Here is a 15,738-nt window from a genome sequence, read left to right on the forward strand (position 1 = left end):
GTGGACACCCCCAGCGGCTCGATGCTGACGCCGTCGAGCGCCACCTCCGGGCGCACATTGTTCTGGAAGGCCACGGCCACCTGGAACAGCGGATGATGCGCCGTGGAGCGCACCGGGTTGAGCTGCTCGACCAGTTGGTCGAACGGCACATCCTGGTTGCCGTAGGCATCCAGCGCCCTTTGGCGCACCTGTTCAAGGACGTCGCTGAACCGCTGCGTGGGGTTGACACCCACCCGCAGGACCCACGTGTTGACGAAGAACCCGACCAGTTCATCGAGCGCTTGATCCAGCCGCCCGGCGATGGGCGTGCCCATCGCCACGTCTTCGCCGACACCGACGCGGTGCAACAACACCGCCATGACCGCTTGCATCACCATCGAGGCCGTCGCATTATGCGCCGCTGCCAGCGCCTTGACGCCCGCCCACAACTGCGGTTCTATCCGCACCTCGACCCAATCGCCGCGGTAACTGGGCACCGGCGGACGGGGCCGATCAGTCGGCAGCGACACCACCTCCGGCAGATCAGCCAGCTGCTCACGCCAGTAGGCCAATTGCCCCGCAATCACGCTATCCGGATCGGACTCCGATCCCAGCCAATCCAGCTGCCACAGCGTGTAATCGACATACTGCACCGCCAACGGCGCCCAGTCCGGCGCCCGGCCCTGCCGCCGCGCCCGATACGCCTCGGCGACGTCACGGACCATCGGAGCCATCGACCAACCGTCAAAAACGATGTGGTGCAACACGATTCCGACCACATACTGCTCTGGCGCCACCGCGAAGATCTGTGCGCGGATCGGGATCTCGGTCGACAGATCGAACCGATACCCGGCCAGCGCCACCAGCTCGCCGACCACATCCTGCTCGGACAACGACACTACCGCCGCGCCGCCGCGCCGCCACATCCCCGCCTCGGCCGGTAAGACCTGCTGCAACGGCACCCCGTTAACGTCGGGAAATACCGTGCGCAGCGATTCGTGGCGGGCGATCACGTCATCGAGCGCCGCATCCAGCGCCTCGGTATCCAGCGCCCCGCTGATCCGAAACGCGATCGGCATGTTGTAGGTCGCAACCCCGCCTTCGAACCGATCAAGGAACCACAACCGGCTCTGGGCAAACGACAACGGCACCGCCGAGGGCCGCGGGCCGGCCACCAACGGCTTACGTCGATGCCCATCCCCACCTATACGCGGCGCCAGCTGGGCCACCGTGGGCGCTTCGAACAGGGTGCGCACCGCAAGCCCGGCATCCAGGCTGGTGTTGACCGCGGCGATCAGGCGCATCGCCGACAGCGAATCCCCACCCAGATCGAAGAACGAGTCGTCTACCCCAACACGTTCGAGTCCGAGGACCTGCGCGTAGATGCCGGCCAGGATCTCCTCGGTGGGAGTGCCCGGCGCCCGATACCCGCTGGCGGTGTACTCCGGGGCGGGCAAGGCGCGGGCGTCCAGCTTGCCGCTGACCGTCAGCGGCAGCGCTTCGAGCACCACCACCGCCGACGGCACCATATATGTGGGGAGCCGCTGACCCAACCGGGCCCGAATTTCGGTCGGATCAGCGGCTCCAGTCACATAGCCGACGAGGCGCTTGTCGCCGGCGCGGTCCTCGCGGGCAATCACCACCGCCTGTTCCACCCCATCGAGGGCGGCCAGCGCGGACTGGACCTCGCCCAGCTCGATGCGATAGCCGCGGATCTTGACCTGCTCGTCGGCGCGCCCCAGGTACCGCAGCTGCCCATCGGCGCCCCACCGCACCAGATCCCCGGTGCGATACATCCGCGTCCCCGGCTCCCCGAACGGGGATGCCACGAACCGCGACCCGGTCAACCCGGCCCGGCCCAGGTACCCACACGCAACGCCGCGGCCGGCGACATACAACTCGCCCACGACACCGGCCGGCACCGGACGCAACCACTGGTCCAGCACAAACAACGCGGCTGTCGGGACCGGCGCACCGATCGGCACCGCACCGGACCCGGCCGCCAACGGGGAACTCATCGACGCGTAAATCGTGGCCTCGGTCGGACCGTAGGCATTGATCACCACTCGACCCGGCGCCCACCGATCGACGACCTCCGCCGGGCAGGCTTCACCCCCGAGCAGCAACGCCGCCGACTCCAAGCCCTGCGGCGAGAGCGCCGCCACTGCTGACGGTGTTTGGGTGAGCACGTTGACGTGCTCGGCAACCAGCAGGGCGTGGAAGTCGTCTGGCGAGGCCGTCACCGCATCGGGCACCACCACCAGCCGGCCCCCACCCAACAGCGCAGCCCAGATCTCCCATACCGAGAAGTCGAAAGCGAAGGAATGGCACTGCGTCCATGCCTGCGCCGCCGGCAGATCCGGGGGCGTTGACTCCGCCACATGGGCCAGGTTGTGGTGGGTGACCGCCACGCCCTTCGGGAGGCCGGTGGTGCCCGAGGTGTAGATCAGGTAGGCGACATTGTCGGGGTTTGGCGCACGCAGCGCCGTGTCCGGGTAGCCGTCGATTCGGGGGTCGTCGACATCGATCACCAGCAGGTGGCACCCGTCCAGATGGTCGGCCAGCTTCGCAGTGGTGATCGCGACCATCGGCGCGGCATCGGCCACCATGAACTGCATCCGCGCCGCCGGCAGCATGGGGTCGATCGCCAAGTAAGCCGCACCGGCCTTCAGCACCGCCAGCATCGCCACGACCGCCTGCGCTGAGCGCTCCAACAACAGCGCGACAACATCGCCAGGGCCCACGCCTTGGCCGGTTAACAGATGCGCCAACCGGTTTGCCGCCTCGTCCAGCTCCCGATAGGTCATGGAGTGGCCTTCGAAGGTCACCGCCACCGCCTCCGGGGCGCGCGCCACCTGCGCGGCGAACAACTCCGGTATCGACGCCCCGGTTCCGGGCTGGGCCAGCGTGGCGCGGTTACCGATCTCGTCGAGGAGGGCGTGCTCAGGCGAATCGAGCACATCCACCGAAGAGACCCGCCGAGCCGGATCGTCGGTGATGGCGACCAACACCCGCCGCAACCGCTCGATCAGGAGTTCGATGCTGGCCGCGTCGAACACATCGGTGCGGAACTCCACCGACCCGGAAATCCCGGCGCCGTCACCGGCCTCGGTGAAGCGTTCGGCCAACGAGAACGCCAAATCCATTCGGGCGGTGTGGGTTTCCGCTGGCAGCGGGGTGGCCTGCGCCTCCCCCAAAGTCAACCCGGCAGCGGGATTGCTGCTGTTCCAGGGAAGGTTCTGCCACGCCAGCATCACCTGAACCAGCGGGTGATGCGTCAGGCTTCTGGTGGGGTTGAGTCGATCGACCAGCAGCTCGAACGGCACGTCTTGGTGCTCGTAGGCGGTCAGGCTGCGCGCTCGCACCTGCGCCAGGAGCTCAGCCACCGTGGGATCTCCGGCCAGGTCGACCCGCAGGACCAAGGTGTTGACGAAGAAGCCCACCAAATCGTCCAGCGCCGGATCGTCGCGCCCGGCGATCGGGAACCCGACTGCCACATCGAGACTGGCGCTCAGCTCAGACAACAGCACCGCCAGGGCGGCCTGAACCACCATGAAGCTGGTCGCGTTGTGCTCACGTGCGACTCGAACAACCCGCCGCTGCAAGTCGGCCGGCCAGTCCACCGCCACACTGGCCCCGCGGTAGTCGGCCACCGGCGGGTAGGACCGATCGGTCGGCAACTCGAGCCGCTCGGGCATGCCATCCAGTGCCTGTTGCCAGTAGGCCAGCTGCGCGGCGATGCGGCTGTCGCTGTCGTCGAGGTCGCCCAGTTGCGCGCGCTGCCACAGCGTGTAGTCGACATACTGCACCGGCAATGGCGCCCAGTCGGGTTCTTGTCCCGCACACCGGCTGGCATAGGCCACCCCCAGGTCAGCCACCAACGGCTGCACCGACCAGCCGTCGCCGGCGATATGGTGCACCACGGCGACCAGCACATGCTCGTCCTCAGCGATGCGGAAAAGTGTTGCCCGCAAAGGGATCTCGTTGGCCAGATCGAAACTGTGACGCGCCACCGCGCCCATGGCCTCGTCAAGCTGCGCCGCAGGCCAGTCGGTGACATCCACCACCTGCCAACCGAAGTCGGCCCGCTCGACCGGCACCACCAGCTGCTGGGGTATGCCCTCGGGCGCCGGGAACAGCGTGCGCAGGCCCTCCTGGCGGCCCACCACATCGAACAGGGCCGCGCCGAACGCGTCGGCATCAAGCTTGCCGCTCAGCCGCAACGCCACCGCCATGTTGTAAACCGGTGAGGGTCCGTGCAATTGGTCGAGGAACCACAACCGCTGCTGGGCGAACGACAACGGCACCACCGCGGGCCGCTGCTGCGGCGCCAACCGTTGACGTCCGCCCGATCCCTCGCCGATATGAGGCGCCAATTGGGCCACCGTGGGCGCTCCGAACAAGGTGCGCACCGCGACGTGGGTGTCCAGGATGGTGTTGATCGCGGTGATCACCCGCATCGCCGACAGCGAATCCCCGCCCAGGTCGAAGAACGAGTCGTCAATTCCGACCCGCTCGAGCCCCAGGACTTGCGCGTAGATGCCGGCCAGGATCTCCTCGGTGGGAGTCGCGGGGGCCCGGTAGTGATCGCCGTCGGTGTATTCCGGTGCCGGGAGGGCGCGGGTGTCCAGTTTGTTGTTGACCGTCAGCGGCAGGGCTTCCAACACCATCACCGTGGCCGGAACCATGTACGTGGGCAGGCGGTCGGCCAGCCGGCGACGCGCCGTGGCCGGGTCTGCCGTGCCGGTGATGTAACCCACCAGGCGTTTGTCGCCGGGGCGGTCCTCGCGGGCGATCACCACCGCCTGATCCACCCCATCCACCGCGGCCAGGGCGGCTTGGACTTCACCGAGTTCGATGCGATACCCGCGGATCTTGACCTGCTCGTCCGCGCGTCCCCCATAAACCAGCTGTCCGTCAGCGCCCCAACTGACCAGGTCCCCGGTGCGATACATCCGCGCGCCCGGCCCGCCGAACGGGCACGCCACAAACCGCGACGCACTCAACCCGGGCCGGCCCAGATACCCGACGCCCACGCCGCGCCCGGCCACGTACAACTCACCGACCACCCCGGGGGGCACCGGGCGCAACGATCGATCCAGCACGAACAGCGCCGCACCGGGGACCGGCCCACCGATCGGCGGGGCGCCCGACCCGGCCGCCAACGGCGCACTGATCGTTACGATCACTGTGGTCTCGGTCGGACCGTAGGCGTTGACCATCACCCGGCCCGGGGCCCACTGATCCACCACCTCGGCCGAGCAGGCCTCCGCGGCGACCACCAACGCCACCGACTCCAGACCCTCGCGGGCGAGCATCCCCACCGCCGAAGGCGTCTGCAGGAGCATGTTGACCTGTTCAGCGACCAGCAGGTCGTGGAAGTCTGCCGGCGAGCGCACGACCGCCTCGGGCACCACCACCACCCGTCCGCCATGGAGCAGCGGGGCCCAGATCTCCCACACCGAGGCATCGAAGGCCAACGAGTGACAATGCGGCCATACCTTGACCTGCGGCAGTCCAGCATCCAGCGACTCGATGAGCTGGGTGACGTTGCTGTGGGCGACCGCCACGCCCTTGGGCACACCGGTGGTGCCCGAGGTGTAGATGATGTGGGCGAGGTCGTCGGCGGCCGGCGGCGACAACGCGGTGCCGGGTTGGGTATCGATGCGGGGGTCGCGGACGTCGACGACGGCCAAGTCGTTCCCGTCCAGCCGCGAGCGCAGCTCCGGGGTGGTGACGGCGACCGTGGGCGCGGCATCGGCCACGATGAAGTGCAGCCGCGTATCCGGCACTGCCGGGTCGATCGGCAGATAGGCCGCACCCGTCTTCAAAACTGCGAGGATCGCCACGATCGCCTCGGCGGACCGCTCGAACAGCAGCGCCACCCACTGTCCCGGGCCGGCGCCGTGCGCGGCCAACAGATGCGCCACCCGGTTCGCGGCCTCGTCCAGTTCCCGATAGGTCATCGATGCGCCGTCGAAAGTCACCGCCACCGCCTCGGGCGTGCGCGCCACCTGCTCGGCGAACAAGACCGGAATCGACGCGCCGATTGCGGACCGGGTCAGCACCGCGCGGTTACCGATCTCATCCAGGCGGGTGTGCTCAGGCGCATCGAGGAGATCCACCGTCAAGAGCCGCCGGTTCGGGTCGGCGGTCATCGCCGCCAGCACGCGCCCCAACCGCTCGATTAGCACCTCGATGCTGGCCGCGTCGAACACGTCGGTGCGGAACTCCACGGAGCCGGAAATCCCGGCGGGCTCGCCGGCCTCGGTGAAGCGTTCGGCTAATGAGAACGCCAAATCCATTCGGGCGGTGTGGGTTTCCGCCGCCAGCGGACTGATCTGGACCTCGCCCAAAGCCAGCCCGGCCGCGGGATCACTGCTGTCCCAGGCAAGGTTCTGCCAGGCGAACATCACCTGCACCAGTGGGTGATGGGTCAGGCTTCGGGTGGGGTTGAGCCGCTCTACCAACACCTCAAACGGCACGTCCTGGTGCTCGTAGGCTGCCAGGCTGCGCGCTCTTACCTGGCCCAGCAGCTCTGCGACCGTCAGATCCCCACCCAAATCGACTCGCAAAATCAGGGTGTTGACGAAAAATCCGACCAGCTCGTCGAGCGCCGGATCACCACGCCCGGCGATCGGGAAGCCCACGGCCACATCGTTATTGCCGCTCAGTTGCGACAAGAGCACGGCCAGGGCGGCCTGAACCACCATGAAGCCGGTCGCGTTGTGCTCGTCGGCCAGCCGAGCGACCTGCTGCTGCAACTCTGCCGGCCACTCCACCGCCACACTGGCCCCGCGGTGATCGGCCACCGCCGGATAAGGCCGATCAGTCGGCAACTGCAGCCGCTCCGGCATGCCGGCCAGGGCCTGCTCCCAGTAGGCCAGCTGCGCGGCGATGCGGCTGTCGGAATCGGCCAGATCCCCCAGCTGCTCACGCTGCCACAGCGTGTAATCCACGTACTGCACCGCCAGCGGCGCCCAATCCGGGGCCTGCCCGGCACTCCGGCTGGCGTAGGCAACGCCGAGATCAGCCACCAGCGGGGCGATCGACCAGCCGTCGGCGGCGATGTGATGTACCACGGCGACCAGCACGTGCTCGTCCTCGCCAACGCGGAAAAGTGTTGCGCGCAAGGGGATCTCGGTGGCCAGGTCAAAAGTGTGACGCACTACCGCGCCGATGGCCTCCTGCAACCGGCCCGCCGGCCAACCGCTGGCGTCAACGACCTGCCAGCCGAAGTCGGCCCGCTCAGCGGGCACAACCAGCTGCTGCGGTATCCCGTCGGGCGCAGCAAACACGGTGCGCAGGCTCTCCTGGCGACCCACCACGTCGGCCAGCGCCACCCCCAACGCCTCGGCGTCAAGGCTCCCGCTCAGCCGCAATGCCACTGGCATGTTGTAAACCGGTGAAGGGCCCTGCAATTGGTCGATGAACCACAACCGTTGCTGGGCATACGACAGCGGCACCACCGCGGGCCGCTGCTGCGCCACCAATGGCGCGCACTCCCGTGCCCCGGCATGCGCGCCGATCCATTCGGCCAACCCGGCCACGGTGTACGCGTCGAACAACGCCCGGATCGGGACCTCCACACCTAGTTCGGCCCTCAGTCGCGCGATCAGCCGAGTCGCCGACAAGGAATGCCCACCCAGGTCGAAAAACGACTCATCGATGCCGACCCGGGCCACCCCCAGCACCTCGCCGAACAGTGCGGCCAACACCCGTTCCCGGTCATCACGCGGCGCGCGATACGCGGCCGCACTGACAAACTCCGGCGCCGGCAAACCTCGGCGGTCCAGCTTGCCGTTGACCGTCAGCGGCAGCGATTCCACCACCATGACCGCAGCCGGCACCATGAACTCCGGCAACCGCTCCGCTGCAAAGCTGCGCAACTCGGCCACGCGCTCGATCGCCGCGGGATCATTCACATGCCCGGCCAGCGAACCCACCCCCGCGCCGGGCAGATACAGATCTGACACCACGCGCGGTTCTGCGCTGCGGGTGTAGATGACATCTACCAGCCCCGCCGTCGGTGACCAGGTCACCGCCGTGGCATAGCCCAACTCGAGCCCCAGCAGCTGGCACTGGTGGGGCAACACCGCATCCGATGCCGAGATGCCGGCGCGCAACTCGCCGACAGACACCCGGTCACCGGCGTCGGCCAGCGCCCGCGCCAGTGCCACGTCCGGCCAGATCCCGGCGTGCGGCACCCCGGTCACCCGCAGCTCCGGCAGATCCTGTGACCGCAGATATTCCGCCAGTGCGGCCAGGCTCGCGAACCGCTGCCACGGCTGTGACGGCAACTCGGCCAGCGACCGCACCGCCACCGGCGCCTTATGCAGCACCACCTCGTAGCGGTAGCCGCTGAGCTCGTTGACCGCGTGCATCGCCTTGAGTTGCACATCCACCGCGGCGATGTCCGGAATCAGCTGCGCCAACCCGATAAAGAACTCCGGCGCCAGCAGCAATTCCTGCTCGGCCAGCATCTCGCGACGCACTCGCTCCCGGACCGCAGCGGTCGCGTCGTCGTCGGCGGTATCGGTCGAAACCACGCCGGTCGTAAACGCCCGCAGCAACGACAAGTTGCGCACGTCGCCGATAAACAACGCGCCGCCCGGGGCCAGCAACCGCATCGCCGCGGCGAGCACATCCAGCAGATATCCCGCGCTAGGGAAGTATTGGATGACCGAGTTCAGCACCACCACATCGAAGTGACCGTCGGGCAGCCCGTCGGTGACATCGGCGGGCTGCACCCGCAACCGAACCCGATCCCCCCACGGCTGCGAGGCCACCGCCGCCCGCAGCGTCCGAATCGTGGGCGCGGAAAAGTCGGTGCCCCAATACTCGTCACACTCCGGAGCCAGGGGCGCCAGCAACAGCCCCGAGCCCACCCCGATCTCCAGCACCCGCCGCGGGTTCAGGGCACGGATCCGGTCCACCGCAGCCGCCCGCCATTCCCGCATCTGCTCCAGCGGGATCGGCGCCTCGGTGTAACTGCTGTTCCATCCCCCGAAATCTTCCCCTAATTCTGTGCGGGCGCCTGCTGTGAACGTCTCCCCCGAATACAGGCCCTCATACACGCCCTGCCACTGCTCAACCAGCTGCGCTTCCCGGTCGGGCTCCCGGACCAGCATCATCTCCGGATCCAACACGACGTAGCCCACCAACTGCTTGTCGCTGACGCCCTCGAACGAACCCGACGGAGCGGTGTGCGTGATGACCGCCGCCTGCCCCACCCGGGGGTGCGCCGCCAACACCGCTTCGATTTCACCGAGTTCGATCCGGTAGCCCCGGATTTTGACCTGCTCGTCGGCGCGGCCCAGATAGGTCAGCTGCCCATCGGCGCCCCAGCGCACCAGATCCCCGGTGCGATACATCCGTGCCCCAGGGCCGCCGAACGGGCACGCCACGAACCGCGACGCGGTCAGCCCGGCCCGGCGCACGTACCCAACGCCGACCCCGCGGCCGGCCACATACAACTCACCGACCACACCGGCCGGCGCCGGCCGCAACAAGTTATCGAGCACAAACAACGCCGCACCCGGCACCGGGGAGCCGATCGGCACCGCCCCCGACCCCGGCCGCAACGGAGCGCTGATCGTGGCATACACCGTGGTCTCAGTCGGGCCGTAGCCGTTGATCATCACGCGCCCGGGCGCCCACCGATCCACCATGTCGGTGGGGCATGCCTCGCCGGCGACCATCAAAGCCGCCGAATCCAGACCCTGCCGTGAGAGCATCCCCGCCGCCGAGGGGGTCTGGCTCAAAACGCTGACCCGCTCGGCGACCAGCAATGCGTGCAAGTCCTCTGGCGAGCGCGTCACCTCTTCGGGCACCACCACCAGCCGGCCACCATGCAGCAGCGCGCCCCAGATCTCCCACACCGAATAGTCGAAGGACAGCGAGTGGCACTGCGTCCACACCTGCCCGGGCGCCATGTCGATCCCGACATCCAGCGAGTCGAACAACCGGGTCACGTTCTGGTGGGTGACCGCCACTCCCTTCGGAGTGCCCGTGGTACCCGAGGTGTAAATGATGTGGGCCAGGTCATCGGCCGCCGGCGCCGGCAATGCGGTGCTCGGTTGGGTGGCGATGCGCCGGTCTTCTACATCGATGACGGTCAGATCAGACCCATCGAGCCGGGCGCGCAGAACGGCAGTCGTGACCGCGGCGATCGGCGCGGCGTCAGCCATGATGAACCGCATCCGCGCATCCGGCACCATCGGGTCGATCGGCAAATATGCGGCCCCAGCCTTGAGCACCGCCAAAATCGAGACGATCGCCTCAGCCGACCGGGAAAACAGCAGCGCCACACATTCACCGGGGCCCACACCATGACTGGCCAACAGACGCGCCAACCGGTTGGCAGCCTCATCAAGCTCGCGGTAGGTCATCGACCGGCCGTCGAAACTGATCGCCACCGCCTCCGGGGCGCGCGCCACCTGCGCGGCGAACAACGCCGGAATCGACACCGGCGTCATCGATTCGGTCAGCACCGCCCGATGACCCAACCCGTCAAGGTAGGCGTGCTCATCGGCATCGAGCACATCCACCGACGAGAGCCGCCGTGTCGGCTCTGCGGTCAGCGCCCACAACACCCGCCGGAACCGCTCGATCAGGGTGTCGATAGTGCTCGCATCGAACACATCGGTGCGGTATTCCACCGTCCCCCAGATACCGGCGGGTTCACCGGCCTCGGTCCAGTGTTCTCTGAGGAAGAACACCAAATCCATTCGCGCAGTTTGGGTATCCGCCCGCAGCGGCGTGACCTGCAGATCACCCAAAGCCAGCCCGGCAGCGGGGTTGGCCACGGGATCGCTGTCGCTGAGTCCGGGGAAGTTCTGCCAGGCAAAGATCACCTGAATCAATGGGTGATGGGTCAGGCTTCGGGTGGGGTTGAGCCGATCGACCAACACCTCAAACGGCACATCCTGATGCTCGAAGGCGGCCATGCTGCGCTGCCGCACCTGCGCCAGCAACTCGACGAACGAGGGATCCCCCGCCAAGTCCACCCGCAGCACCAACGTGTTGACGAAGAAACCCACCAGTTCATCGAGTGCCGGGTCGCGGCGCCCGGCGATCGGGAATCCCACGGCCACATCGGAACTGGCACTGAGCTCGGACAGCAGGACCGACAAGGCGGCCTGAATCACCATGAAGCTGGTTGCGTTGTGCTCGTGGCCCACCCGGGCAACGTGCTGCTGTAGCTCGACAGGCCAGTCCACGATCGCACTGGCGCCGCGGTAGTCGGTAACCGGCGGGTAAGGCCGATCCGTCGGCAACTCCAGCCGCTCGGGCAGGCCGGCCAAAGCCTGCTTCCAGTAGGCGAGTTGGGCGGCGATGGCGCTGTCGCTCTCGTCGAGATCACCAAACTGCTCGCGCTGCCACAGCGTGTAATCGACGTACTGCACCGCCAACGGTGCCCATTGGGGGGCCTGACCCTCACACCGGCGGGCATACGCCTCGCCCACATCACGGACCATCGGAGCCAGTGACCAACCATCAAACGCGATGTGGTGCACCACAATTCCCACCACATACTGCTCGGGGCCCACCGCATAGATCTGCGCACGAATCGGAACCTCGGTCGACAAATCAAACCGGTATCCGGCCAGCGCCACCAGCTCGTCGACCACGTCCCGCTCGGGCACCGAGATCACGGCCGCGCCGCCGCGCCGCCACATCCCCGCCTCGGCCGGCAACACCTGCTGCACCGGCACCCCTTCAACCTCGGGAAATACCGTGCGCAGCGATTCGTGGCGGGCGATCACGTCATCAAGGGCCGCATCCAACGCCTCGACATTGAGCCCCCCGCTGATCCGAAACGCGGTCGGCATGTTGTAGGTCGCAACCCCGCCCTCGAACCGGTCCAGGAACCACAGCCGGCTCTGCGCGAATGACAACGGCACAACCGTGGGCCGCTGGCCGGCCACCAATGGCGCCAGCCCACCCGAACCCTCGCCGATACGCGGCGCCAGTTGGGCAATCGTGGGAGCTTCGAACAACGCGCGCACCGCAAGCCCGGCACCCAAAGTGGTGTTGACCGCGGCGATCACCCGCATCGCCAACAGCGAATCCCCACCCAAGTCGAAGAACGAGTCGTCGACACCGACCCGCTCCAGCCCGAGTACCTGGGCGTAGATGCCGGCCAGGATCTCCTCAGTGGGATTGGCAGGGGCACGGTACCGATAAATGTCCTGATATTCCGGTGCCGGCAGGGCGCGTTTGTCGAGTTTGCCGTTGGGTGTCAGCGGCAGCGCGTCCAACACCACCACCGCCGCCGGGACCATGTACGACGGCAGCCGCTCGGCCAGCGCACTACCCAGCCCGGCTGGGTCGGCCGTGCCGGTGATATAGCCCACCAGGCGCTTATCACCCGGGCGGTCCTCACGGGCGATCACCACCGCCTGGTCCACCCCGTCCAGCGCGGCTAGCGCGCTCTGAATCTCACCGAGCTCGACGCGGTGACCGCGGATCTTGACCTGCTCATCGGCGCGTCCCAGATACCGCAACTGTCCATCGGGACCCCAATAAACCAAATCCCCGGTGCGATACATGCGTGCCCCGGACCCTCCAAACGGGCACGCCACAAACCGCGACGCGGTCAACCCGGACCGCCGCCAATACCCAGTTGCCAGGCCGGCACCGGCCACATACAACTCACCGATTACACCGGCGGGCAGCGGCCGCAACCATCCGTCCAGCACGAACAATGCCGACCCCGACAGTGGCGAACCGATCGGCGGCGCACCCGTCCCGGCTGCCAGCGGCGCACTGAGCGCCACCCACATCGTGGTCTCGGTCGGGCCGTATTCATTGATCATCACCCGCCCCGGCGCCCACCGATCCACCACATCGGCCGGGCAGGCCTCACCGCCCACCAACAAGGTGACCGACTCCAAAGCCTCAGGCGACAGCATCCCCACCGCCGACGGGGTTTGGCTTAATACGCTGACCTTTTCGGTGACCAGCAAGGCATGAAAGTCAGCCGGTGAGCTCGCCACCGACTCTGACACCACCACCAGCCGCCCGCCGCGGAGAAGGGCGCCGAAGATCTCCCACCCAGAGATGTCGAAGCTATAGGAGTGCCATTGCGACCACACCTGCCCCGGTCCCGGCGGCAGGCTCGCGTCCATTGACGCCATCAGCTGGGTGACGTTCTGGTGGGTGATCGCCACACCTTTGGGGACACCGGTGGTACCCGAGGTGTAGATGATGTAGGCGATATCGTCGGCCGCCGGCGCCGGCAACGCAGTGTCCGGGTAAGTGTCGATGCGGGGGTCATCGACATCGATGACCCGCAGGCCGGACTCCGTCAGCCGCTCAGCCAACGCGCTGGTGGTCACCGCGGCGACCGGCGCCGCATCGGCCACCATGAAGCCGATCCGAGCCGCCGGCAACGCAGGATCGATCGGCAGATAGGCCGCCCCGGTCTTCAGCACCGCGAGAATCGCCACGATCGCCTCGGCGCAACGGGGAAACAGCAGCGCAACACACTGCCCCGGGCCCGCGCCCTGATCGGCCAGCAGGTGCGCCAACCGGTTCGCGGCGGCCTCAACCTCGCGATAGGTCCACGAATGCTCCCCGGACACCAGCGCCACCGCCTTGGGCGCGCGGGCCACCTGCGCGGCAAACAACACCGGAACCGACGCCGAAGTGGGTGGCGGTGCTGTCAACACCGCGCGGTTACCCCACCCGTCCAGGCTGGCGTGCTCACCGGGATCCAGCACATCCACCGACGAGAGCCGTCGCCCCGAATCGGCGGCCATCGCCACCAATATCCGCTGCAACCGTCGGGCCAAATTGGCGACATCGATACTCGAAAACAGCTGCCCAGCGCCCGCCGTCCCGAGGTAGAGCTGGTCACCGTCTCCGGAGAAGATCAAGCCAAAGCCGCCCCTTGGGCCGATATTGGTATAGGACGCCGATGCCGGCACACCACCGAAGGACACCGTGAAACTAGACGGGAGGAAATTGACGCTCACCCTCTCGGCTGGCCCCCCCAGGCCGCGGGCATGGATTTTGCGCTCGAGGGCCTGCACCGGAAATCTTTGATGCTGCAACGCTTCCCGAATTCGCATATCAACATGGGCACAGAAACCGGCAACCGTCGATTCCGGCGAAACCTTCAACACCAACGGCACAACCCCGGCCACCATCCCGGGAAGCGTCTTTAACTCCGGACCCACTCGCCTGCTGACCGGGAAGTCGAGTACCACCTCTGAGTCCTCAGAGCACCACCCGCGCACCAAAAGTGCGCACGCCGCGGTGAGGACCGATGATCGCGGAACGTTCCATGCTCGGGACAACTCGTGAACTCGGCGAAGGACCACAGCGTCCAGCCGAACCGGCGCGGAAAAACAATACGCATCATGCTCGTCCGCGGCCTGAGGCAACCGATATTGCGATCCACTTTCCGCGGGAACGTTTTTGGTCCAATAGGCCTGATCGTCGAGATAGTCGTTGGACGCTTCGTATTCTGACTCGAAATCAACCAAGTCCTGTAACGAGCCGAAGATGGAAGGCGGGATGGGCGCCCCGGAAACAATTGCGGAGTAGACGGATGCAATCCGTTGGCCAACCAGCGCAATGCCGGATCCGTCTACGACTATGTGGTGACCGCACGCAAACAAGATGAATTCATCGAGCCGCGTCCGCAATAACGCAAACCTGAACAGCGGGCCGGTGAACGGCATTGGCGTGCGCTGGATCGATGACGCTAATTCATGGGCTTCCTGCACGGGATCCACGGAGCGGCTCAGGTCGAAGAAGGCCAGCTCGACCTCCGGGTACTCGACCGCCCTCTGGAAAACCTGGCCATCCACCTCGAAGATGCCGGCCCTGCATGCCTCCGCCTCATACACCGCCCGGCTGATCGCCCACTGGAGGGCATCACGCTCTACTGTGCCCTCGATTTTCACGAAGAGGCCGAGCTGCCATTCCGTCCCGGACTGACCCGTTTCCTGCGAAAGCCAAATGTCCAGCTGACCGCGCGTCAGCGGATGTGCCCGGTCGTCGGGATCCGTCGGCGGCCCGCACGGTTCACATATCAGAACCACGGCCTGCCAGCCTCTCGCGCAGACTCTTCGGCCGGATGTCGGGCCAGTTCTGTTCGATGTACTCCAGGCACGCAGCGCGATCCGCTTCGCCGTAAACCTTTTGCCAGCCGGCCGGAATATCGGCGAAAGCCGGCCAGAGGCTGTGTTGCTCTTCGTCGTTGATCAAGACGAAGAAACTGCCATTGTCGTCGTCGAACGGATTGGTACTCATCAGTCCTCCAAATCCTCGATTTGGCACGTGCCGAACAGTTCAGTGCACTAGCTGTTTGCGGCCACGAGCTCTAGGCCTTGGTCTCCCGGCAGACGTCTTGACCGGGCACTGATCGGGAGCGTATGGGTTTCAATCCTGTTGTTAGGCTTATCAAGCCGGGTAGCGTAGTCGGGGCGTGCACATAGAGTGGTACGACCCGGCTAACCGAGTGACTGCGGTAGCGACAGGGAAATGCCGACCCTAAAATGTGCGTGGTTGTGCGGATTACATTCTGCAACAATGTTTTTCGCCTAGAGTGCTGGTGTACGCCGTTACGCAGGGGAATCGACCCTAGTCGAGCCGGTCATGAGTGGCGTTGCCGGACAAAGGCAGTGGTGTTCTAATGCGTCGTTCGACTGGCCTGTTTCAGATCGGACCGAAACAAGCAGCGGGTCTGCGTTCAGTTGGAGTAGCCGACGGCCGAGCTACACTTCCCCGGCGTCGATGACTTTC

Annotated in this window: 2 protein-coding genes (1 of these 2 running past the window's edge); both read right to left on the minus strand. The window is 66.6% G+C overall.

Annotated features, from left to right (window positions below; all coding sequences use genetic code 11):
* Positions 1-15,035: the 5' portion of a non-ribosomal peptide synthetase gene (locus tag G6N50_RS07850; protein ID WP_169926972.1), read on the minus strand. It extends 4,597 nt beyond the left edge of the window; the window shows 15,035 of its 19,632 coding nt (coding positions 1-15,035); it begins with the start codon at positions 15,033-15,035; the stop codon falls past the left edge of the window.
* Positions 15,019-15,246 (minus strand): MbtH family protein, encoded by a 228-nt coding sequence (locus G6N50_RS07865; RefSeq protein WP_083097793.1) that lies wholly within the window; start codon positions 15,244-15,246, stop codon positions 15,019-15,021. The genes G6N50_RS07850 and G6N50_RS07865 overlap by 17 nt, the downstream gene beginning before the upstream one ends.
* Positions 15,247-15,738: the final 492 nt, after the last annotated feature.

Origin of the sequence: Mycobacterium mantenii, from assembly GCF_010731775.1 — a bacterium.
Classification (GTDB): Bacteria; Actinomycetota; Actinomycetes; order Mycobacteriales; family Mycobacteriaceae; genus Mycobacterium; species Mycobacterium mantenii.